The sequence below is a fragment of the Brevundimonas sp. genome, assembly GCF_030682035.1.
Classification (GTDB): Bacteria; Pseudomonadota; Alphaproteobacteria; order Caulobacterales; family Caulobacteraceae; genus Brevundimonas.
In genome coordinates this window covers 109018-129345 of sequence record NZ_JAUXQZ010000025.1, presented here as the reverse complement: position 1 = coordinate 129345, position 20328 = coordinate 109018, and the positions used below count along the sequence as shown (strand labels likewise).

Below are 20328 nucleotides of genomic sequence, written 5' to 3'. Positions count from 1 at the left end.
GGCGTTCGCGTCGCCCCTTTTTTCCGCCCAATATCAGGCGGCGATGGCGGGCGGCGGCGAGATCGCCAGGCGCTGCTCATCGGTGAGCGAGGCGGCGTCGATCCGGGCGCCCGAAACGTCGGCGCCGTCCAGCCGGGCTCCTTCGAGATCGGCGCCCTCCAGTCGTGCGAAGCGCAGATTGGCCTCGATCAGCATGACGGGCATCGAGCGGTTCTTGCCGAGGGCCAAGGCCCCCAGGTTGGCGCCGCGCAGGTCGGCCTTGTTCAGGAGAGCCCCGTTCAGACGCGCGCCTCTGAGGTCCACCCCGCGCAGGTCGCAGCCGCGCAGGTCCGAACCTTCCAGGCCCGCGCCCTGAAGGCCGACGCCCCTGAGGTCCATCCCGGCGAGACACGCGTGTCTGGCGCTGAGGCCTGGCAGCCGCAAGCCTTTCAGGCGGTCGCTCAGCGGGCGCAGATCTTCGCCGTCGAACATCGCCGGTTGACCGAAAACGCCGCCGCTTTCGGCCCAGGCGTTGGCGTCCAGCGCTCGTTCCGCCAGCCCGTGGGCGCGGGATTGTGCGTCCACGCTTGGGTCGCCAAGCACGCCGGTCATATCTGTGCGGGTGATCGTCGCCCGTTCGAAAGCCACCCCGGTCAGGATCGCCCCCGTGAGGCGGGCGCCGTCCAGATTACAGCCGTCGACTGAGGCGTTCTCCAGCATGGCGCCAGTCAGATTGGCCTCTTTCAGATTGGCCCCGGTCAGCATGGCGCCGCGCATTGAACAATCGGAGAAGTCCGCCTTGAATGCGGTGATCCCATCGAAATGGGTGCCGTCGAGGGTGGCGCCGGCGAAGGTCGCGCCGTCAGCGATGCCCTGAAACGTCTGGTGCTTGACCGCCGCCAGCCCCTTGGTCGCATGCGGTACGGCGATGACGCCTTCGCGGAAGTCAGCGCGGGTGAGGTCGGCGTTCATCAGGTTGGCCCCGCGGAGGCAGGTCCCCCGCAGGTCCGCCCGCACCAACTGGGCGCTGCTGAAGTCCGCCCCCCTGAGATCGGCGCAGAACAGCACGGCGCCGTTCATCCGGGCGCCGACGAGCCGGGCGTTTTCGAGCGCGGAGCCGCTGAAGTCTGCCTCGGCCAGATTGCGCCCCGACAGGTCCAGTCCGCTGAGGTCGACGAATTTCAACATCAGCCGACGACCGCCGGGACGGCCCTCGACCAGACGCTCATGCGCCGCGACAAACATATCCAGGTCGCCTTGTGACAGGGCTCGGCGAACGAAGGTCATGCGACCGCATCCACGGCCTCGAGCCCGCGCGCGCCGTGGGTGATCGCGTCGGTCAGATCGGCCTGACGCAGGCAGGCGCCGAACATCACGGCCCGACTGAGGTCCGCGCCCGTCAAGATCGCGCGATTGAGGTCCGCGCCAGACAGGTCGGTTCCGCGCAGGCAGGCGCCGGTCAGGTCGGCGGGCAGCAGCCGGTCGGCGGCGATCATCAACGGTCCCAGCTTGGCGCCGCGCAGATCCGCGCTGTTCAGCCGGGCTCTGGCCAGCCGCGCCCCCCGCAGGTCGGCGCCCTTCAGATTGACGGAACGCAGATCCGCGTCTTCAAGGTGGGCCCCCTGAAGCTGCACACCCTCCATGTCGAGCCCGTAGAAGACCGCTCCCCGGGCGGACAGGGCGGTCAAATTGTACCCCTGGATCGACCCCAGCGCCCGCAGATCGACACCGTTGAAGACTGAAGGCCGCCCCTCGGCGCCGCCGGTCTCACACCATTGGGCGTGCTCGGCCAGCATTTCGGCGGCGGGCATCTTGCCGACCGGGCTGCCGGAAGAGCGCTCATCGGTCAGGGCGCCGGCCATATTGGCCCCATCCGTCCGCCACATGGCGCTCTTTACGCCGACCAATACCGCGTCGCGGAGATCAGCGCCCGACAGATCGGCCCCGGACAGGTCAGCGCCGGACAGGTCGGCGCCGCGGAAGCTGGCCTGTTTCAGGTTGGCCCGGACCAGTTTGCAGTCCTTCATGATGGCGTCGGAGAAATCCGCCGCCACAGCCACGATCCCGGTGAGTTTGGAGCGTTCCAGATTGGCCCCGGCGAGGCAGGCGCCCTGGGCCTCGGTCTCGTTGCGCGACTTGGCCTCAACAATCTTGAAGCCCAGTTTGGCGTCGGCGGCGGCGATGGTTCCTTCGCGCAGGTCGGCTTCGAACAGGTCCGCGCCAGTCAGGTCCGCGCCACGCAGACACGCGCCGCGCAGGTCGGTGCGGCGCAGACTGGCCTCGACCAGCAGGCAGTCCTGCATGTCGGCCCCGAAGAAGGTGGCGTTGTCCAGCTTGGCGCCCGACAGGTCCGTTCCGATCAAGCTGGCGGCGGCGAAATCCGCGTCAGCGAGGTTGCGGCCCTTGAGCGAGAGGCCGGAGAGATCAAGCCAGGCCAGGACCGCCCGGGCGCCGCCGGGCTTGGCCTGCCACAGGCGGTCGTGCCGGGCGCAGATGGCGTCCAGCTCGTCCTGATTGATGCGCCTTCTGGCGGCTGATGGGGCGGTATTCTCCGACATGATCCCGATATGGCACGCCTCCGCTTAAGGAAGGGTTTGTGGGCATTTTTTTGGGTGCCAACGGCCACGACGCGGTCACGGCCTGCTTGAGCGCGGGCAATCTGGTCAAGTAGCGCGAAGCGCGGCAGGCCGACCCTAAAGCGTCAGCAGACCCTGTTCGGCCAAGGCGTCCGCGAGTTCGCCGGGACTGACCCAGACGCGGGTGTAGCCGGCTTCGCCCAGACGCTTCAGCTCGGTGGTCAGGTCAGCCTTGGCCGAAGCGGCGAAACGGGCGTCATAGCCGGCGCCGTCGGCGCTGATCCGGACCATGGGCCGGCCGGTTTCGACGCGGTGCAGATAGCCTTCGTATAGAACCGCCGCCTCGGCCGCGAGGAGGCCCGTCTCGACTTGCAAGCCGGCCTTTTTCAGCCGCTCGACGCCGCGGCCCGAGGCGAAGGGCGAGGGATCGACCGCGGCCACCACGACCCGGCTGATCCCCGCATCCATCAGGAAATGCGAGCAGGAGGTGCGGCCCGAGGACCGGGCGCCGCAGGGCTCCATGGTGACATAGGCCGTGGCGCCGCGCGCCCGGCCGGCGGCGGCTGGTGCGGCCTGCTCCTCAGCATGGGGACGGCCGCCGGGTGCGGTGGCGGCTTCGGAGACGACCTCGCCGTCATTGACGATCACACATCCGACCGCCGGATTGGGCCAGGTCTGGCCCATGCGGTCCTTGGCCAGGCCGATGGCCCGCCCCATGAAGCGGATGTCGTCGGAGGCCTGCTGCGGCGTAGTCATGCGCCGGCTCCCAGGGGCGGGAGTTGGGTCGCGCGCGAAGGGTCCAGATAGCGGGCCGCAATAGGCCGCAGTCCGGCGTCGAGGTCGATCTCCAGCGGATTGCCCGTCGGGACCTCGACGTCGACGATCCGGTCGTCCGGGACGCCGAACAGATGTTTGACGATGGCGCGCAAGGAATTGCCGTGAGCGGCGATCAACACATCCTCGCCGGCCTTCAAGCGCGGAGCGATGGCTTCGTCCCAATAGGGAAGGACCCGGTCCAGCGTGGTCTTGAGGCTTTCGGCAGTGGGGATGGTCTGGCCGGCGTAGCGGGGGTCGGCGGCGAAATCCCATTCGCCGCCCGGCGCCAGCGGCGGGGGTGGGATGTCATAGCTTCGCCGCCAGATGCGGACCTGGTCCTCGCCGTGCTGCGCTGTCGTCTCGGCCTTGTTCAGGCCGGTCAGGCCGCCGTAGTGGCGCTCGTTCAGCCGCCAGTCATTGATCACCGGCACATCCCGCAGCCCGGCGGAGTCGAGGGCGAGCGCGCCCGTCCGGGTCGCACGCTTGAGCACCGAGGTGAACATGACGGAGGGCCGGAAACCGGCCGCGGCGATCTGTTCGCCGGCGCGTCGCGCCTGGGCCTCGCCCTCGGCGGTCAGGTCGACGTCGACCCAGCCGGTGAAGCGGTTGTCCAGGTTCCACTGGCTCTGGCCGTGGCGCAGCAGGATCAGGCGGGGCATTCAGGTCTCCGGGCAGTCTGTGGGGGGTAGGACCGGCGGCGGCGCGGGTCAAGACGAGCAGGGCGTCGCAGCCTTGCCGGCCGCCGGGCGTTGTTGTCCGCGCGGGGTCCGGCGCCCTATAGCCACGCTGCACCCCGTCTCCCCTAAAAGGCTCCCGATGCAAAAGCCCCGCTCTGACCTGCGACCCAACACCGCCGACTACGAGACCATTCCGCTGGTCAAGGCGACGGGGTTCCGCGAATACGACGCGCGCTGGATTCTGGAGAAGGAGATCAATCTGCTGGGCATCCAGGCGCTGGGGCTGGGGCTGGCCACCTATGTGCACGAGATCGGGCAGCGGCCCCGGATCGTGGTGGGTCATGACTTCCGCTCCTATTCGCTGAGCGTGAAACAGGCGCTGATCCTCGGCCTGCTGGAAGGCGGGATGGAGGTGCTGGATATCGGCCTGGCCCTGTCGCCGACGGCCTATTTCGCCCAGTTCGCGCTGGACGCGCCGTGCGTGGCCATGGTCACGGCCAGCCACAACGAGAACGGCTGGACCGGGGTGAAGATGGGGGCCAACCCGCCCCTGACCTTCGGCCCCGACGAGATCGGGCGGTTGAAGGAGATCGTTCTCAACGGCGAGGGCGTGAACCGTCCGGGCGGGGCGCTGACGCGGGTCGAGGGCTTTCGCGAACGCTATCTGGAAGAGATCACGGCGAAGGTGAAGCTGACCCGGCCGATCAAGGTGGTCGCCGCCTGCGGCAACGGCACCGCCGGGGCCTTCGCCCCGGAAGCCTTGCGCCGGATGGGGGCCGAGGTCATCGAGATGGACACGGACCTGGACTGGACCTTCCCCAAATACAATCCAAACCCCGAGGACCACGCCATGCTGATGCAGATGGCGGCCCGGGTGCGAGAAACGGGCGCCGACCTGGCCCTGGGCTTCGACGGCGACGGCGACCGCTGCGGCGTGGTCGATGACACGGGCGAGGAAATCTACGCCGACAAGATCGGCCTGATGCTGGGCCGCGACCTGTCGGCCCTGCACCCGAACGCCACCTTTGTCGTCGATGTGAAATCGACCGGCCTGTACAAGACCGACGCCGTGCTGAAGTCGAACGGCGCGGACGTGGTCTACTGGAAGACCGGCCACAGCTATATCAAGCGCAAGACCGCCGAACTGGGCGCCCTGGCCGGGTTCGAGAAGTCGGGGCATTTCTTCTTCAATGCGCCGCTGGGCCGGGGGTATGACGACGGCATCGTCGCCGCCGGCGCCGTGCTGGCCATGCTGGACCGCAATCCCGGGAAAAAGCTGTCTCAGCTCAAGGCCGCCCTGCCCGACGCCTGGACGTCCATGACCATGTCGCCGCATTGCGACGACGAGCTGAAGTACGGCGTACTGGAGCGGATTGTGGCCGAGTATCAGGCGCTGGCGGACGCCGGCGGCTCGATCCTGGGGCGCAAGATCGTCGAGGCGATCACCGTCAACGGCGTGCGGGTGCATCTGGAGGACGGGTCCTGGGTGCTGGTGCGGGCCTCTTCCAACAAGCCGGAGTTGGTCGTGGTGGTCGAGAGCATGCGCTCCGACGCCGACATGCGCGCCCTGTTCAGCGAAGAGGTGAAGCCGCGGTTGGCCAATTATCCCGAGATCGGGGCCTATAATCAGGAGCTCTGAGCCCCTGTCAGGCCAGCGCCAGCAGAAAGATCAGGCCGAGCGCCAGGCCCGCCAGCGCCAGCAGTGACAGGATCACCACCGAGGCGATGCGCACACCTGACCGGGCCACCGCCCGGGCGTCCGTGCTCAGCCCCAGGGCGGCCATCGACAGAATGGTCAGGGCCTTGGCGAGATCGGCCATAACGGGCAGGGCGATGGCCGGAATCAGGTCCAACGAGCGGGCGACCATCATCAGCAGGAAGCCGATGATGAACCATGGGACCAGCTGCCCAACCGGTATCCGGCGGGCGGGTGCGGCGGCGGTCCCGGAGGGCATGGCGTCCGACCGGCGGCCCAGCGCGGTCGCGACGGCCAGAAACAGGCAGACCGGCCCCAGCACCAGCACGCGCACAAGCTTGATCAGCGTCCCGGCCTGGGTCGCCACCGCGCCCACGGGCATGGTCGCGGCCAGCACCTGGGGCACGGCGTAGACGGTCAGGCCCGCCAGCACGCCGTAGCGCACGCCGGTCATCTGCAGCGCCGCGCCGAGCAGCGGCAGCAGCAACACGACAGCCACGCCCAGCACGGCGGTGAAGGCGATGGCGGCGGAGACGTCTTCCGCGTCGGCGTCGATCACCGGGGCGACGGCGGCTATTGCGGAGTTGCCGCAGATGGCGTTGCCGCAGGCGATCAGCACCGCCATCCGGTGCGGCAGGCGCAGCAGCCGCCCGATCCCGTAGCTGACGGCCAGCGCGAGGACGACGACCACCGCAGTGCCCGCCAGCAGGCCGGGGCCGATGGCGATCACCGTCGCGGCGCTGACCGAGGCGCCCAGCAGCACCACGGCGATCTCGAGCAGGGTGCGGGCGCTGAACTCGACGCCGGGACGCAGGGCGGCGGGCGGGGTCCAGACGCCGCGGATCGCGGCGCCGATCAGGATGGCCAGGACGATGGCGTCGATCCAGCCCCGCCCGAACAGCCGCAGCTCCAGCGCCTGGACGGCGACCGCCGCCAGGGCGACCGCCCCACAGGCGACCAGACCGGGGATCAGGGACAGGACGCCGGGGTGGCGGACGGGAATCATCGGGGGAGACTGCGCCGGTCGGGCGGCGGGTTCCATCGCTGAGTTTGACTGGTGGAGAACCCGGGCCTGTCGGAATGAACGGCTTGACGTTGGACAATCCGTCCAAGCTCGATGACATCCAAGCCTGCGACAGAGCGGAGCGCTTTTACCAAACCTTCTCACGAGGAGGTTTCGGAAGGTGAGGCGCGAGGCCAACGATAATCTTTGTCTTGTCTCTGGGGCTCATGACCTTCGATGTCGTCACGTGGTCAAAGAGCGCTTTCAGGTAGGCCGAGCTGACGTGGCAGGTGAGCGCAGGGCTTTTGAATGAGGGGCAGAACAGGACCCGTGAGAGCGAGACATAACTCGTTTCAAGGTCCAAGCCCGGACAGTCTTCAAGATCGAGGGGAAAGTCGTCCGTGTACTGGCGACTGCAAACGTAGAGGTACTGATGGGTCTGATCGCAGACGCAGAAGTGGTGCTTGAGAGCGGCCTCCTTACCGATGACATTCTTGGTCACCGCCGCGATTACGTCACCGACGTTCGGCACTAGGCAAGAGCCGACATATAAACGAGGTCGTTTGCGAGCGCCTCGCCATCGTCCTCAATCAGAAGGGGGAGTTTCATTGCAGCCGCCTTCTTGCTCCCCCTGCGAGCCCATGCCTCAATGTAGGCTGGGTCTTCGTGGGTGACCCGCCGAAGCTGCTCGAACGATAGTCCGCGCACCGTCTCCCAAGCGGACCGGAGAGTCGACCTGTCTGTCTCCGAAAGAAAACTCAGGTCCGGTTCCCGCAAACGAGTGAAGCGATTGATGTTGGGATTGATCGGGTCAGGCGCGGACACCCATGGACGACTAGCTTCCATGCGGGCTGCGTAGTCCGTGGCCGGCTTCAAAACGTCATAGGCAAAAGAGGGCACAGGACCGTGCTCCATCGCCACGTAGTTATCAAAAGTAATCGGCCGCCCGTGTCGGTTCAGATGGTTTCTGTCGGCAAGAAACAAAGTCTTCGCAATGTCGTATTGACTAAGATTGTCGGCAAGACTCATCACAAACAGGATGGCTTCCTGTATTTTCTCTCGGTCTTCTGTGAGACGTGGCGCTTCGCCGATGATCATTTTTGCTGAGGCCTGCGGCCGCGATTATCGTTCTCAGTATAGACAGATTGCTGAAATTTTCAATGGCTCGGCACCACAGCCCTACCCCGCCGCCTTCACCGCCGCGACGACATCCGCGACCACCGACTTGACCAGCTTGGCGTCATCGCCCTCGGCCATCACCCGGATCAGCTTCTCGGTGCCCGACGGCCGGACCAACAGGCGGCCCACGCCCGCGAGCCGCGCCTCGGCAGCGGCGATGGCGGCCTTGACCCCTGCGTTCTCCAGCGGCTTGCCGGATGTGTAACGGACGTTCTCCAGCTTCTGCGGCACGGTCTCAAACTGGCGCGCCAGTTCGCTCATGGGCTTGCCGCTCTCAACCAGAACCGCCAGCACCTGCAGCGCCGACATCAGGCCGTCGCCGGTGGTGGCGTGGTCGTGCAGGATGATGTGGCCCGACTGTTCGCCCCCGAGGTTGAAGCCGCCCTCGCGCATCCGCTCCATGACATAGCGATCGCCGACCTTCGTCCGCTCCAGCGTCAGGCCGGCGGCGTTCAGCGCCCGCTCCAGACCCAGATTCGACATGACCGTGGCGACCACCCCGCCGCCGACCAACTGGCCGCGACGCGCCCAGTCCAGGGCGACCAGGGCCATGATCTGGTCGCCGTCGACGACCTGACCCTTTTCGTCGCAGATGATGACCCGGTCGGCGTCGCCATCCAGCGCGATGCCGATGTCGGCGCGGTAGCGTTTGACCGCCTCGGCCAGGGTCTCGGGGTGGGTCGAGCCGCAATCGGCATTGATGTTCAGGCCGTTGGGCTCGACGCCCACGGCGCAGACTTCCGCCCCCAGTTCGTAAAGGGTGGTCGGGGCGACCCGGTAGCCGGCGCCATTGGCGCAATCGACGGCGACGCGCAGGCCCTGAAGGCTCAGACCCTTGGGGAAGCTGGCCTTGGCGATCTCGACGTAGCGGGCCTGGGCGTCGTCGATGCGCTTGACCCGGCCCAGGGCGTCGGGCGGAGCCAGATCGGCGTCGAGCGCCTGATCCATCATCGATTCAATCTTCAGCTCGACCGCATCCGACAGCTTGTAGCCGTCCGGGCCGAACAGTTTGATGCCGTTGTCGAGGTAGGAGTTGTGCGAGGCCGAGATCATCACCCCGATGTCGGCGCGCATCGAGCGCGTCATCATGGCCACGCCGGGCGTCGGCAGCGGCCCGAAGGTACGCACGTCCATGCCGGCAGACGAAAAGCCCGCCACCAGCGCCGGCTCAATCATATAGCCCGAAAGCCGCGTGTCCTTGCCGATCACCACCAGGTGGCGACGGTCGTCCGCCGACATGAACAGCCGCCCGGCCGCCAGCCCGACCCGCAGCGCCACTTCCGGCGTCATCGGATGGGTGTTGGCGCGCCCGCGAATGCCGTCGGTGCCGAAATAGCGTCTCTCGCCCAAGGGTCGTCTTCCTCGCGTCCGGCGTCGCAGAAACCTTGCGAAACCGCATTTCAGGTGCAATTCCCGGCCCCTGTCGCCTACATCGGCGCCAGAGACACACGGCTGGCCTAGACCATCCCGTGCCCGCGCGCAAAGCGCGGGGACCCACATTTCCAAGGACCTTCTTCATGTGCGGCATCATCGGCGTGACCGGCACCGGCCCGGCGGTTCCCCGTCTGATCGACAGCCTCAAGCGGCTGGAATACCGGGGCTATGATTCCGCCGGCGTGGCCGCCCTCGTCGACGGCCGCATCGAACGCCGCCGCGCCAAGGGCAAGATTCGCGAACTGGAGGCCGTGCTGGCCGCCCAGCCGCTGGAATCGACCGTCGGCATCGGCCACACCCGCTGGGCCACCCACGGCGCGCCGACCACGGCCAACGCCCACCCGCATCAGGCCGGTCGCATCGTCCTGGTCCACAACGGCATCATCGAGAATTTCGCGGAGCTGAAGGCCGAACTGGCCGTCGAGGGCCGCACCTTCGAAAGCCAGACCGACACCGAGGTGGTGGCCCATTTGCTGGACCGCGCCCTGGGCCAACGGAACGACCCCGTCGTCGCCTTCAAGACCGTGCTCGACCGGCTGACCGGCGCCTATGCGCTGGCGGTGCTGATCGAGGGCGAGGACGGCCTGATCCTCGGCGCCCGCCGCGGTAGCCCGCTGGTCGTCGGCTGGGGCGAAGGTGAGATGTATCTGGGTTCGGACGCCTTGGCGGTCGGCCCCTTCACCCAGAAGATCAGCTATCTGGAAGAGGGCGATTTCGTCGCCGTCCGGCGCGACGGGGCGGCGATGTACGACGCCTCGGGCGCTGCCGTAGTCCGGCCGATCGTCACCGTCTCGGCCTCCTCGGCCCTGGTCGAAAAGGGCGAATACCGGCATTTCATGGAAAAGGAGATCCACGAACAGCCGGACAGCGTCCAGCACACCCTGTCGCACTACCTCGATTTCGTGAACGGCAAGGCCAAGACCGACTCCGCCGATTTCGCCGCCATCGACCGCATCCAGATCGTGGCCTGCGGCACCGCCTTCTACGCCGGCCAGATCGGGCGCTATGCGTTCGAAAAGCTGGCCAACCTGCCGTGCGACGTCGAGATCGCCTCGGAGTTCCGTTATCGCCAGCCGGCGCTGACGCCGGGCACGCTGGCCGTGGCCGTCAGCCAGTCGGGCGAGACCGCGGACACCCTCGCCAGCCTGTCCTGGTGCAAGGCCAAGGGGCTGCGCACCGCCGCCCTGGTCAATGTCCATTCCTCGTCGATGGCCCGCGAGGCCGGGACCCTGTGGCCGACCCATGCCGGGCCCGAGATCGGCGTGGCCTCGACCAAGGCCTTCACCGCCCAGGTCGCCGCTCTGCTGGCCCTGGCCGTGGCCGCCGGGGTACAGCGCGGCGTGATCGACGCCGGGCGCGAGGCCGAACTGGTCAAGGCCTTGTTCGAGGCGCCGCGCCTGATCGCCGAGGCCATGCGGATGGAAGACGACCTGAAGGCGATCGCCCACGACATCGCCAAGGCCACTGACGTGCTGTTCCTCGGCCGCGGCGCCATGTTCCCGCTGGCCATGGAAGGCGCGCTGAAGCTGAAGGAGATCAGCTATATCCACGCCGAGGGCTATGCCGCCGGCGAGCTGAAGCACGGGCCCATCGCCCTGGTTGACGAACTGACGCCGATCATCGCCCTCGCCCCGCTGGACGAGGTGTTCGAAAAGACCGCCTCCAACCTGCAGGAAGTCGCAGCGCGCGGCGGGCCGGTGATCATGATCGCGCCGAAGTCCGCGCCCGATCCACACGGCGCCGGCATCCGCCGCGTCGATGCGCCCGAGTGCCACCCGCTGATCGCGCCGCTGGTCTACGCCATCCCGGTGCAGCTGCTGGCCTACTACACAGCGGTCCAGAAGGGCACGGACGTCGATCAGCCGCGCAACCTGGCCAAGTCGGTGACAGTGGAGTGATCGCATCCGGACGCGAATGCGTTAGGCTGCCCGACCCCGCCGTTCAGGAACTCCCATGACCGCTCACAGCCGCCGCCTTCGCAAGGCCGTCCTGCCCGTCGCCGGTCTGGGCACCCGCGTCCTGCCCGGCACCAAGACCACGCCCAAGGAGCTGCTGAACGTCGTCGACCGGCCGATCCTGAGCTACATCGTCGAGGAGGCGCGCGAGGCCGGGATCGAGCACATCGTCTTCGTCACCGGGCGGTCCAAGGGCGCCATCGAGGACTATTTCGACCACCAGATCGAGCTGGAAGCCCAGCTGCTGGCCAAGGGCAAGACCGACATCCTCGAGGCCATGATCGCCGAGCTGGCGACGGCCGGCGAGATGAGCTTCACCCGCCAGATGCAGCCGCTGGGCCTGGGTCACGCGGTCTGGTGCGCCCGCGACATCATCGGCAACGAGCCCTTCGCCGTCCTGCTACCCGATGTGATCGTGGACTCCCAGCCGGGGGCGCTGAAGCAGCTGGCTGAAGTCTATGCCGAGGTCGGCGGCAACGTCATCGGCGTCGAGGCGGTGCCGGAGACCGACACCCACAAATACGGCATCGTCGATCCCGAGACCCGCGACGGCCGCCGCATCCGCATGAAGGGGATGGTCGAGAAGCCGCCGCGCGGCGACGCGCCGTCCAACCTGTCGATCGCGGGGCGCTACATCCTGCAGCCGGAAATCTTCAGCATTCTCGAAAACCAGCCGCGCGGCGCGGGCGGCGAGATCCAGCTGACCGACGGCATGGCGCGGCTGATGAAGGATCAGACCTTCACGGCGGTCGAATACGAGGGCGTCACCCACGACTGCGGCGACAAGATCGGCCTGTTGCGGGCCAATGTCGCCCTGGCCCTGAAGCGGCCGGACCTCGGAGAGGCGGCCCGCGCGGCGATCACCGCCCTGCTGTAGTCAGCCGCCGCTGGGCAGGCGCGTGGCGCCGCCGGTGATGCGGCAGACGTGGTCAGCCGGGGGACGACCGCTGTTCTCGTCGGTCGGAACCAGGATTCCGCCCCGCGCCGTGCAGCTTTCGGACAACTGGCGCAGTTCCTCCGCGTATCGGCTCGAGCCCATGGTCGGCGCACAGCCGGCGAGGACGAGCAGCAGGACGAGGGGGGCCGCGGGGGTCAGGGGGCGCATGGCGGGGGTCTCCTTGCGATGGGCGGTCAAGTAAACGCCTGAAGTCGCATACGTTCAACCGCCTCGATCAGACGCTCCAGATCGTCGGGGGCGGACAGACGGTGATCGCCGCCCTCGATCAGGTCGAGACGGACATCACCCCCCGTCAGACGCTCGACCAGGGCCGTGGCGTGCCTCCATGGCACCACGTCGTCAGCCCGGCCCTGAAAGATGTGAACCGGCGCGGCGATCGGCAGGGGCGCGCCCAGCAGCAGCCAGTCACGGCCATCCTCGAACAGGCCGAGGGTGAGGACGTATTCCCCCAATCCTTCGCCAGGGGGGCCCTCCTCAACGATCACGATCTCGCCGTCGCGCAGGATGGCGTGGCGCTCATGGTCGGCCAGGCTTGGCCACATCAGCCGCTCGGTGAAATCCTGGGCCGGATTGATCAGCACCAGTCCGGCCATCCGCCCAGGTCGAGCCAGCGCCAGCAGCAGGGCCACCCAGCCGCCCATGGACGAGCCGACCACGACCACCGGCCCCTGGAGACTGTCGATCATGCAGATCGCATCCTCGCGCCAACGTCCGATCGTGGCCTTGCGCCAGTCGCCCGAGGACTTGCCATGGGCGAAATGGTCGTAGCGGACATAGTCCCAGCCGCGCTCGCGGGCCGCGGCGTCCAGCGCCATGGCCTTGTTCCCCTCCATGTCCGAGCGGAAGCCGCCGATCCAGACGACGGTCGGGCCGTCGCCGTCGACCCGGCGGTAAGCCAGGGTCTCGCCGCCCCGGCAGGTCAGATGCTGGATGTCGTCCAATCGCGGCTCCTCTCGCGAAAGTCCTCGTGGACTGATAGCGAACCCGGGAAAGCGAAGCGAAGGCCAAAAACGCGTGACCGATACCAAGACTGCCAGGAAGGTCCTGTTCGTCACTTCTAACCGCATCGGGGACTGCGTCATATCCTCCGGCGTGATCCGCGAAATCGCGCGACAGATTCCGGGGGCCAGGATCACCGTCGCCTGCGGCCGGCCGCCCGCCCCCTTCTTCCGTTCCGCGCCGGACGTCGAACGGGTCATCATCCTCGACAAGAAAAAGCTGGCCGGACACTGGGTTGATCTGTGGCGCCAGGTGGTCGGCACGCGCTGGGACATGGTCATCGACATCCGCGGCTCGGCGCTGAGCTATCTGATCCCGGCGAAGCGGCGGGTGGTCTACAACCGCGGCTGGGAGACCGGGCTGCGCAAGGTCGAGATGGTCTCGCGCATGATGGGCGCGCCGGCCCCGCTGGACCCCGAAATCTTCCTCGACGCACAAGCCCTCGCCGACCGGCAGGCGGTGCTTGATCCGCAGTTGTCCGGCGGCAGCGGCCCCGGCCCGATCATCGCCCTGGCCCCGATCGCCCACCAGCCGGGCAAGAGCTGGCCGGCTGAGCGCTGGGGGCAGTTGGTCGAGCGACTGAAGTCCGACCCCCGGTTCGACGGCTGGCGTTTCATGGCCGTGGGCGGACCGGGCGACCGGCCGCCGGCGACCCCGGCGCTGGAGGCCGCCGGACCCCGCGGCATCGACTTCATCGGCAAGGGCGACATCCTGGCCTCGGCGGCCGCCATCGACGTGGCCGACCTGTTCGTCGGCAACGATTCCGGCCTGATGCACGTCGCCGCCGCCCTTGGCCGGCCCACGCTTGGCCTGTTCGGCCCGACCGAGTGGTGGCTGTACGGCCCGTGGGGTCCGAAGACCCGCACCGCCGCCTCCAACGAGACGCGCGGCGAGTTCGCGCCCATCGAGGCGCTGACCGTGGACCGTGTCTTTGAAGCCGTCCTCGACCTGCACGACGCCTGGATCGGCGACCGCACGCCGCTCAAACCTTGAAGACGGGGGCTTTCGCGGTCATATAGGCCCCGTAAGGGGAACGCCGCGATCCATCGCGCGCTCATCCTCGTCAGAACTCCGCCTCACCCACGATACCTCATCCACACAAGGAACCGACGCTCATTCGCCGTCCGATGAACCAGCCGCCCGTCAAGGATGGGCCGCCCATGAACCAAGATATCCGCGCGCCGCGCGTTCTGCTCATCGATCAGAACGGCGAGAAACAGGGCGTCATGCCGACGTCAGCCGCGCTGGAAGCCGCCGAAGAGGCCGGCATGGACCTGGTTCAGATCGTCTCGACGTCAGAGCCGCCGGTCTGCAAGATCCTCGACTACGGCAAATTCCGCTTCCAGGAGCAGAAGAAGAAGGCCGAGGCGCGCAAGCGTCAGAAGGTCGTCGAGCTGAAAGAGATCAAGCTCCGCCCCAACATCGACGTCCACGACTATGAGGTGAAGGCCAAGGCCATGCACCGGTTCTTCGACGAAGGCGACAAGGTCAAGGTGACGCTGCGCTTCCGCGGCCGCGAAATGGCTCACCCGGAACTGGGCATGAAGCTGCTCAACAAGGTCCAGGCCGATTTCGAAGAGATCGCCAAGGTCGAATACGCCCCGCGTATGGAAGGCCGGCAGATGATCATGATCCTCGCGCCGAAATAGGCGCAGTATCTCCTCGCCATCGCAACGCCCCGACCGGAAACGGCCGGGGCGTTTTGCGTTTGTCCGCTTCGCCTTGCGCGCCCGCGCGATCTGTCTGACACAAGGGTCGCCTCCCCGCCCGAGTACCGCCCGTGACGTCAGCCGCCCCGCTCCAGCCTCCGTCGCGATCCGCGTTGTTCGTCCTGTTCGGGGTGGTGTTCATCAACCTGGTCGGCTTCGGCATCGTCATCCCGCTGCTGCCCTTCTACGGCCAGACGCTGGACGCGCCGCCGTGGCAGGTGGCGTTGATGTTCTCGGCCTATTCGCTGGGTCAGTTCGTGGCCGAGCCTTTCTGGGGACGGCTATCGGACCGGATCGGCCGCAAGCCGGTTCTGATGATCACCATCCTGTGCAACGCGGCCGGCTATCTGGCCCTGGCCTTCGTGCCCAACATCTGGATGGCCATCGTGGTGCGGCTGTTCACCGGCATGGGAGCCGGCAATATCTCGACCGCTCAAGGCTATGTGGCGGATGTGACCCCGCCCGAGCAGCGCGCCGGCCGGATGGGGCTGATCGGCGCCGCCTTCGGCCTGGGCTTTATCTTCGGCCCGGCGATCGGCGGGCTGCTGACCCGACCGGACCTGGGCAGGCTGGGCTACCAGCTGCCGATCTTCACCGCCTCCGGACTGTGCGTCCTGGCTGCGATCGGCGTCGCGGTCCTGCTGAAGGAGAGCCGCGTCAAGGCGGACCCCTCCGTGTCGCGCCCACCCTTCATGAGCGGGGTGCATGACGCCGTTTCCAATCCGGTGGTGTCGCGGGTCCTGCTGGTGACCCTGATCTATATGGCCGGATTTTCGGGCATGGAATCGACCTTCGGCTTCTGGACCGAGGCGCGCTACGGCTGGACCGCACGCGAGGTCGGCCTGTGCTTCATGGTCGTGGGTGTCGTCTCCGTCATCTGCCAGGGGCTGCTGGCCGGCAGACTGGCGCGCCGGTTCGGCGAGTCCCGGGTTCTGGCGGTCGGCTGTCTGATTTTCGGGGCCGGTCTGGTGGGTCAGGTCATCGCCAGCCGGCTGTTGCCCCATGCCGACTATCTGGTGCCAGTGATCATGGCGGCGGGCGCCTTCGGCATGGCGATGACCATGCCCAACATCTCGGCTCTGATCTCGCGCTCGGTCGATCCCGACCGACAGGGCGCCATGCTGGGGCTGAACATGGCCGCCAGCTCCGCCGCGCGAATCTTCGGCCCGATCGTGGCCGGGGCGCTCTTTTCGGGATTGGGGCACGACTGGCCGTTCCTGATCGGCGCCGCCCTGACGATTCCGGCGGCCGTGATGGCGATCAACGCCGGACGGGCGTTTCTCGAAGTCAGACTGAAAGACTCTCAGAAAGCCACTTGAGATTGTAGCGCCAGTCATGGATGATGACCCCTGCTTTCCGAGGCGGGGGTCCTCCATGTTGCGTTCCGTTTTTCACGGCGGCCTGACGGCCGTATTTCTGGCTGCGTCCCTAGCGGGAGGCATGGCTTCAACGCCGGCGAGGGCCCAGCAGGCCGTCGCGCAGGCGCCCCTGTCGGCCTACGGGGCCCTGCCCTCGCTTGAGATGGTGAAATTGTCGCCGTCAGGTCAGCGCCTGGCCTTCATCACCGTGACCGGCGAGGACCGGACGCTCGTGCTGCTGGATCTGTCGACCCGGGAACAGATCGGCGGCGCCGGCATCGGCATGGCCAAGGTTCGCGACCTCGACTGGCTCGGCGAGGATCGGATCCTGGTCACCACCTCGAAGACCGAGAATATTCCCCAGTTGGGCATCGTCCGCGCCGAGCTATTCAGCAGCCAAATCTATGATCCGGGCCGGAACCGGATCGTGGAAGCGCTGAAAGACACGCGCGACGTGTTCCCCATGCTGTTCAGCTCCGCGGAGGTGATCAAGGGGGAGGATCCCGAGGTCCTCGTCCGGGCCTACGCCTTCAGCAATCCCGACCGCCTGGACCTCTTCCGCGTCGATCTCCAGTCCGGACGCGGCACCCTGGCCGAGGTCATGGGCCAGAATGTCACCGACTTCGTCCTCGATACTGCGGGCCGGTCCCTGGCGCGCAGCGAATATGACTCCCGCTCGCAGGAGTGGAGCCTGCACCTGCGGCAGGGTGGCGGCTTCCGCGAAACCTGGGAGACCGTCGCGCCGATCGACACGCCGAACCTGATCGGCCTGGGCCTCAACGGTGACAGCGTGGTCATCGCCGCAGACCGGCCCGACATGAGTCAGGCGGGGCGCGAGGACGCCGAATTCTTCGACGTCAATCTGGCGACCGGCGTGTGGCGGGCGGTGCGGTTCGAGTTCAACCCGGACGGCCTGCTGTTCCACCCGGTGACCCGCCGGCTTATCGGCGCCACGCGGGGGACGGACGCGGGCCGCCTGTATGCCTTCGCTGATCCCGCGGCCGACTCGCTGTGGGCCAGCATCCGGGGAGCCTTCGCCGGCCGCTCGCCGGAACTGGTCAGCTTCAGCGACGATCTTCGCAAGGCGGTCGTGTACACTAGCGGGCCGCGTGATTCCGGCTCCTACCATTTGATCAATCTCGATGCGGGAAGGGTCACGCCGGTCGGCGGCGCCTATGTGGCGATCACGCCGGACCGGGTCGCACCGGTTCGCGCCGTCAGCTACACCGCCGCCGACGGGCTGGAAATCCACGGCTACCTGACCACACCGCCCGGCGTGACGGACCCGACCGGCCTGCCTCTGGTCGTGCTGGCCCACGGCGGGCCGGCGTCCCACGACGTCATGGGCTTCGACTGGTGGGCCCAGGCGATGGCGTCACGGGGATATGCGGTGCTGCAACCGAATTTCCGCGGTTCGACGGGCTATGGCGACGCCTTCCGTGAGGCCGGCTACGGTGAATGGGGCAGGAAGATGCAGACCGACCTGTCGGACGGCGTCCGCTGGCTGGCCGAGCAGGGCGTGATCGACGCGGAGCGCGTCTGCATCGTCGGAGCCAGCTACGGTGGGTATGCGGCCCTGGCCGGCCCGACGATCGACCGGGGCGTCTATCGCTGCGCTGTGTCCGTCGCGGGCGTCTCGGACTTGAGGGTGATGGTCGAGGAGGAGGCCTCGAGGGGCGCGCGGCGGGAAAACTCGACCACGCGCTACTGGAACCGCTTCATGGGCGCCGATGGGCTGGGCGACCGGTCGCTGGACGCGCGATCCCCGGCCCGGCTGGCCGCACAGGCCGACGCACCGATCCTGCTGATACACGGCCGGGACGACACCGTCGTGCCGATCGACCAGAGCCGGATCATGGAACGCGCCTTGCGCCAGGCCGGCAAGCCGGTCGAGTTCATTGAACTTGAGGGCGAGGATCACGGGCTGTCGCGCGGGGCGACACGCGAGCGGATGCTGACCGAGACGATGCGGTTCCTCCAGGCTCACAACCCGGCCAACTAGACTCATCTTGCCTTCCCGCGCTGCTTGGCCTAGAAGCCGCGCCTTCGCGTACCGAACCGCCGGGCTAACAGGCATGCCTGGGCGGTTCATAATCAAGGGTCTTCCACCCCGGGCTCAAGTAGCCCGAAGGGCGGTAGCCCACTCAAAAGAGAGTGAAAATGCCCAAACTGAAGACGAAGTCTGGCGCCAAGAAGCGCTTCAAATTCACGGCGACCGGCAAGGTGAAGTCTGGCGTGGCGGGCAAGCGGCACCGTTTGATCAGCCACAACAGCAAATACATCCGCCAGAACCGCGGCACCAAGGTCATGGCCGACGCCGACGCCAGGAAGATCAAGTCCTACATGCCGTACGCCTAGGCGTACGCTGACCTGAACCTTTCACCGCATTGAATTTGAACATCGTCCCTCAAGCAGTGAGCGCCCGCGGCGCGAACGATAGGGACATCCGAGGAATAACATCATGGCTCGCGTCAAACGCGGCGTAGTTTCACACGCCAGACACAAGAAGGTTCTCAAGCAGGCCAAGGGTTTCTACGGCCGCCGCAAGAACACCATCCGCACCGCCAAGGCCGCGGTCGATCGCGCCGGGCAGTACGCCTATCGCGACCGCCGCAACAAGAAACGCTCGTTCCGCGCCCTGTGGATCCAGCGCATCAACGCCGCCGCGCGTCTGGAAGGCTTCACCTATTCGCAGTTCATGCACGGGCTCGGCGAGGCCGGCATCGAGCTGGACCGCAAGGTCCTCGCTGCGATGGCCGCTGACGAAGCCGCCTTCAAGGCCGTGGCCGACAAGGTCCGCGACGCGCTGAAGGCCTGATTTTCCGGCAACGGAAGACGCAAAAGCCCTCCGGCCCGCGCCGGGGGGCTTTTTGCTTTGCGCCCTACCCGCTAGACGAAACCCGACATGACCGACCTCGCCCAACTCGAACTCGACCTGATCAACGCCATTGGCGGCGCGGAGACCGCGGCGGCGGTCGAGGATCTGCGTGTCGCGGCCCTGGGCAAGTCGGGATCGATCTCCGGCCTGCTCAAGGGCATGGGGGCGATGAGCCCGGACGAGCGGCGCGAACAGGGGCCGATGATCAACGGACTGCGCGATCGGGTGTCGGCGGCGCTGGCGGCCCGCAAGGGCGAGCTGGAGGCGGGCGAGCTGGACGCCCGGCTGCAGGCCGAGCGCGTCGACCTGACCCTGCCGTCGCGACCGCGCCGCGCCGGTTCGGTGCATCCGACCATGCAGGTGATGGACGAGATGATCGCCCTGTTCGCCGGGATGGGCTTCGCGGTGGCCGAGGGACCGGACGTCGAGGACGATTTCCACAATTTCACCGCGCTGAACTTTCCGCCGAAACACCCGGCGCGCGAGATGCACGACACCTTCTTCCTGCGGCCCGATCCGGTGACCGGCGAGCGCAAGGTTCTGCGCACCCACACCAGCCCGGTGCAGGTGCGGACCATGATGACCCAGACGCCGCCGATCCGGATCATCGCGCCGGGCCGGACCTTCCGGAAAGATTCCGACGCCACCCACACGCCGATGTTCCATCAGGTCGAGGGGCTGGTCATCGACCGCGACATCCACATGGGCCACCTGAAGTGGACGCTGGAGACCTTTGTCGCCCGCTTCTTCGAGGTGGACGGCGTCGACGCCCGCTTCCGGCCGCACCATTTCCCCTTCACCGAGCCCTCGGCCGAGATGGACATCCGCTGCGACCGTTCGGGCGGCGAGCTGAAGCTGAACCAGGGCGATAGCTGGATGGAGATCCTGGGCTGCGGCATGGTGCATCCCAATGTGCTGCGGAACTGCGGCATCGACCCCGACGCGTTCCAGGGCTTCGCCTTCGGCATGGGCGTGGACCGTCTGGCCATGCTGAAGTACGGCATCCCCGACCTGCGCCCCATGTTCGACGCCGACACCCGGTGGCTGGCCCACTACGGCTTCTCCGCCTTCGCCGCCCCCAATCCGGCCTCCGGCCTGAGCTGAGAACCAC

19 protein-coding genes are annotated in these 20328 nt (G+C 67.4%); 10 read left to right on the top strand and 9 right to left on the bottom strand.

Going from position 1 to position 20328, the window contains the following annotated elements; translation table 11 throughout:
• Positions 1–33: 33 nt before the first annotated feature.
• From Q8K49_RS05990 to Q8K49_RS05975, 4 genes are all read right to left on the bottom strand, one after another.
• Positions 34–1266 (bottom strand): pentapeptide repeat-containing protein, encoded by a 1233-nt coding sequence (locus Q8K49_RS05990; RefSeq protein WP_305304800.1) that lies wholly within the window; start codon positions 1264–1266, stop codon positions 34–36.
• Positions 1263–2537, bottom strand: a complete 1275-nt coding sequence (locus Q8K49_RS05985) for a pentapeptide repeat-containing protein (RefSeq protein WP_305304799.1) — start codon at positions 2535–2537, stop codon at positions 1263–1265. Before Q8K49_RS05985 ends, Q8K49_RS05990 begins: the two co-directional genes overlap by 4 nt.
• Before the next feature lie 135 nt (positions 2538–2672).
• Complete coding sequence (locus Q8K49_RS05980) at positions 2673–3311, bottom strand: bifunctional diaminohydroxyphosphoribosylaminopyrimidine deaminase/5-amino-6-(5-phosphoribosylamino)uracil reductase RibD (RefSeq protein ID WP_305304797.1); 639 nt, start codon at positions 3309–3311, stop codon at positions 2673–2675.
• Positions 3308–4030: a 2,3-diphosphoglycerate-dependent phosphoglycerate mutase gene (locus tag Q8K49_RS05975; protein WP_305304796.1), complete on the bottom strand. Its 723-nt coding sequence runs from the start codon at positions 4028–4030 to the stop codon at positions 3308–3310. Before Q8K49_RS05975 ends, Q8K49_RS05980 begins: the two co-directional genes overlap by 4 nt.
• 157 nt (positions 4031–4187) lie before the next feature.
• On the opposite strand from Q8K49_RS05975, the gene Q8K49_RS05970 reads away from it, so the two are divergent.
• Positions 4188–5687, top strand: coding sequence for a phosphomannomutase/phosphoglucomutase (locus Q8K49_RS05970; protein WP_305304794.1), 1500 nt, complete (start codon positions 4188–4190; stop codon positions 5685–5687).
• 7 nt (positions 5688–5694) lie between these two features.
• Here Q8K49_RS05970 and Q8K49_RS05965 read toward each other — a convergent pair whose 3' ends face one another.
• From Q8K49_RS05965 to glmM, 3 genes are all read right to left on the bottom strand, one after another.
• Entirely contained in the window at positions 5695–6750 is a 1056-nt protein-coding gene (locus Q8K49_RS05965; RefSeq protein WP_305304792.1) for a YeiH family protein, read from the bottom strand.
• 528 nt (positions 6751–7278) lie between these two features.
• A complete protein-coding gene (locus Q8K49_RS05960) occupies positions 7279–7845 on the bottom strand; it encodes a Panacea domain-containing protein (protein WP_305304791.1) in 567 nt (188 codons plus the stop codon).
• Positions 7846–7926: 81 nt separating this feature from the next.
• On the bottom strand, positions 7927–9276 hold the full coding sequence (gene glmM, locus Q8K49_RS05955; protein WP_305304790.1) for a phosphoglucosamine mutase: 1350 nt from the start codon (positions 9274–9276) through the stop codon (positions 7927–7929).
• A 167-nt stretch (positions 9277–9443) separates the two neighbouring features.
• On the opposite strand from glmM, the gene glmS reads away from it, so the two are divergent.
• Together glmS and galU are read left to right on the top strand one after the other, a co-directional pair.
• A complete protein-coding gene (glmS, locus tag Q8K49_RS05950) occupies positions 9444–11258 on the top strand; it encodes a glutamine--fructose-6-phosphate transaminase (isomerizing) (RefSeq protein ID WP_305304788.1) in 1815 nt (604 codons plus the stop codon).
• A gap of 55 nt (positions 11259–11313) precedes the next feature.
• Positions 11314–12192: a UTP--glucose-1-phosphate uridylyltransferase GalU gene (galU, locus tag Q8K49_RS05945; RefSeq protein ID WP_305304786.1), complete on the top strand. Its 879-nt coding sequence runs from the start codon at positions 11314–11316 to the stop codon at positions 12190–12192.
• On the opposite strand, the gene Q8K49_RS05940 is transcribed toward galU, so the two are convergent.
• Positions 12193–12420, bottom strand: coding sequence for a hypothetical protein (locus Q8K49_RS05940; RefSeq protein ID WP_305304784.1), 228 nt, complete (start codon positions 12418–12420; stop codon positions 12193–12195).
• A gap of 26 nt (positions 12421–12446) precedes the next feature.
• The gene (locus Q8K49_RS05935) at positions 12447–13214 is read right to left on the bottom strand and encodes an alpha/beta fold hydrolase (protein WP_305304783.1); all 768 of its coding nucleotides are present in this window, start codon (positions 13212–13214) and stop codon (positions 12447–12449) included.
• A 73-nt stretch (positions 13215–13287) separates the two neighbouring features.
• Here Q8K49_RS05935 and Q8K49_RS05930 point away from each other — a divergent pair, with 73 nt between their 5' ends.
• The 7 genes from Q8K49_RS05930 to pheS all read left to right on the top strand — a co-directional run bounded on the left by Q8K49_RS05930 (position 13288) and on the right by pheS (position 20321).
• On the top strand, positions 13288–14265 hold the full coding sequence (locus Q8K49_RS05930) for a glycosyltransferase family 9 protein (protein WP_305304781.1): 978 nt from the start codon (positions 13288–13290) through the stop codon (positions 14263–14265).
• Between the two features lie 134 nt (positions 14266–14399).
• On the top strand, positions 14400–14921 hold the full coding sequence (gene infC / locus Q8K49_RS05925; RefSeq protein ID WP_284221445.1) for a translation initiation factor IF-3: 522 nt from the start codon (positions 14400–14402) through the stop codon (positions 14919–14921).
• A gap of 131 nt (positions 14922–15052) precedes the next feature.
• On the top strand, positions 15053–16300 hold the full coding sequence (locus tag Q8K49_RS05920; RefSeq protein WP_305304778.1) for an MFS transporter: 1248 nt from the start codon (positions 15053–15055) through the stop codon (positions 16298–16300).
• Positions 16301–16355: 55 nt separating this feature from the next.
• Complete coding sequence (locus tag Q8K49_RS05915; protein WP_305304776.1) at positions 16356–18341, top strand: S9 family peptidase; 1986 nt, start codon at positions 16356–16358, stop codon at positions 18339–18341.
• A 158-nt stretch (positions 18342–18499) separates the two neighbouring features.
• Positions 18500–18697, top strand: a complete 198-nt coding sequence (rpmI, locus tag Q8K49_RS05910; RefSeq protein WP_305304774.1) for a 50S ribosomal protein L35 — start codon at positions 18500–18502, stop codon at positions 18695–18697.
• A 103-nt stretch (positions 18698–18800) separates the two neighbouring features.
• Positions 18801–19157, top strand: coding sequence for a 50S ribosomal protein L20 (gene rplT, locus Q8K49_RS05905; RefSeq protein WP_055827447.1), 357 nt, complete (start codon positions 18801–18803; stop codon positions 19155–19157).
• 87 nt (positions 19158–19244) lie between these two features.
• The gene (gene pheS, locus Q8K49_RS05900) at positions 19245–20321 is read left to right on the top strand and encodes a phenylalanine--tRNA ligase subunit alpha (protein WP_305304772.1); all 1077 of its coding nucleotides are present in this window, start codon (positions 19245–19247) and stop codon (positions 20319–20321) included.
• Positions 20322–20328 lie beyond the last annotated feature (7 nt).

What these genes read in the sequence shown, in the direction of transcription:
- Q8K49_RS05990 (WP_305304800.1), bottom strand. Translation starts at nt 1,266, where the DNA reads ATGACCTTCGTTCGCCGAGCCCTGTCACAAGGCGACCTGGATATGTTT.
- Q8K49_RS05985 (WP_305304799.1), bottom strand. Translation starts at nt 2,537, where the DNA reads ATGTCGGAGAATACCGCCCCATCAGCCGCCAGAAGGCGCATCAATCAG.
- Q8K49_RS05980 (WP_305304797.1), bottom strand. Translation starts at nt 3,311, where the DNA reads ATGACTACGCCGCAGCAGGCCTCCGACGACATCCGCTTCATGGGGCGG.
- Q8K49_RS05975 (WP_305304796.1), bottom strand. Translation starts at nt 4,030, where the DNA reads ATGCCCCGCCTGATCCTGCTGCGCCACGGCCAGAGCCAGTGGAACCTG.
- Q8K49_RS05970 (WP_305304794.1), top strand. Translation starts at nt 4,188, where the DNA reads ATGCAAAAGCCCCGCTCTGACCTGCGACCCAACACCGCCGACTACGAG.
- Q8K49_RS05965 (WP_305304792.1), bottom strand. Translation starts at nt 6,750, where the DNA reads ATGATTCCCGTCCGCCACCCCGGCGTCCTGTCCCTGATCCCCGGTCTG.
- Q8K49_RS05960 (WP_305304791.1), bottom strand. Translation starts at nt 7,845, where the DNA reads ATGATCATCGGCGAAGCGCCACGTCTCACAGAAGACCGAGAGAAAATA.
- glmS (WP_305304788.1), top strand. Translation starts at nt 9,444, where the DNA reads ATGTGCGGCATCATCGGCGTGACCGGCACCGGCCCGGCGGTTCCCCGT.
- galU (WP_305304786.1), top strand. Translation starts at nt 11,314, where the DNA reads ATGACCGCTCACAGCCGCCGCCTTCGCAAGGCCGTCCTGCCCGTCGCC.
- Q8K49_RS05940 (WP_305304784.1), bottom strand. Translation starts at nt 12,420, where the DNA reads ATGCGCCCCCTGACCCCCGCGGCCCCCCTCGTCCTGCTGCTCGTCCTC.
- infC (WP_284221445.1), top strand. Translation starts at nt 14,400, where the DNA reads ATGAACCAGCCGCCCGTCAAGGATGGGCCGCCCATGAACCAAGATATC.
- Q8K49_RS05915 (WP_305304776.1), top strand. Translation starts at nt 16,356, where the DNA reads ATGTTGCGTTCCGTTTTTCACGGCGGCCTGACGGCCGTATTTCTGGCT.
- rpmI (WP_305304774.1), top strand. Translation starts at nt 18,500, where the DNA reads ATGCCCAAACTGAAGACGAAGTCTGGCGCCAAGAAGCGCTTCAAATTC.
- rplT (WP_055827447.1), top strand. Translation starts at nt 18,801, where the DNA reads ATGGCTCGCGTCAAACGCGGCGTAGTTTCACACGCCAGACACAAGAAG.
- pheS (WP_305304772.1), top strand. Translation starts at nt 19,245, where the DNA reads ATGACCGACCTCGCCCAACTCGAACTCGACCTGATCAACGCCATTGGC.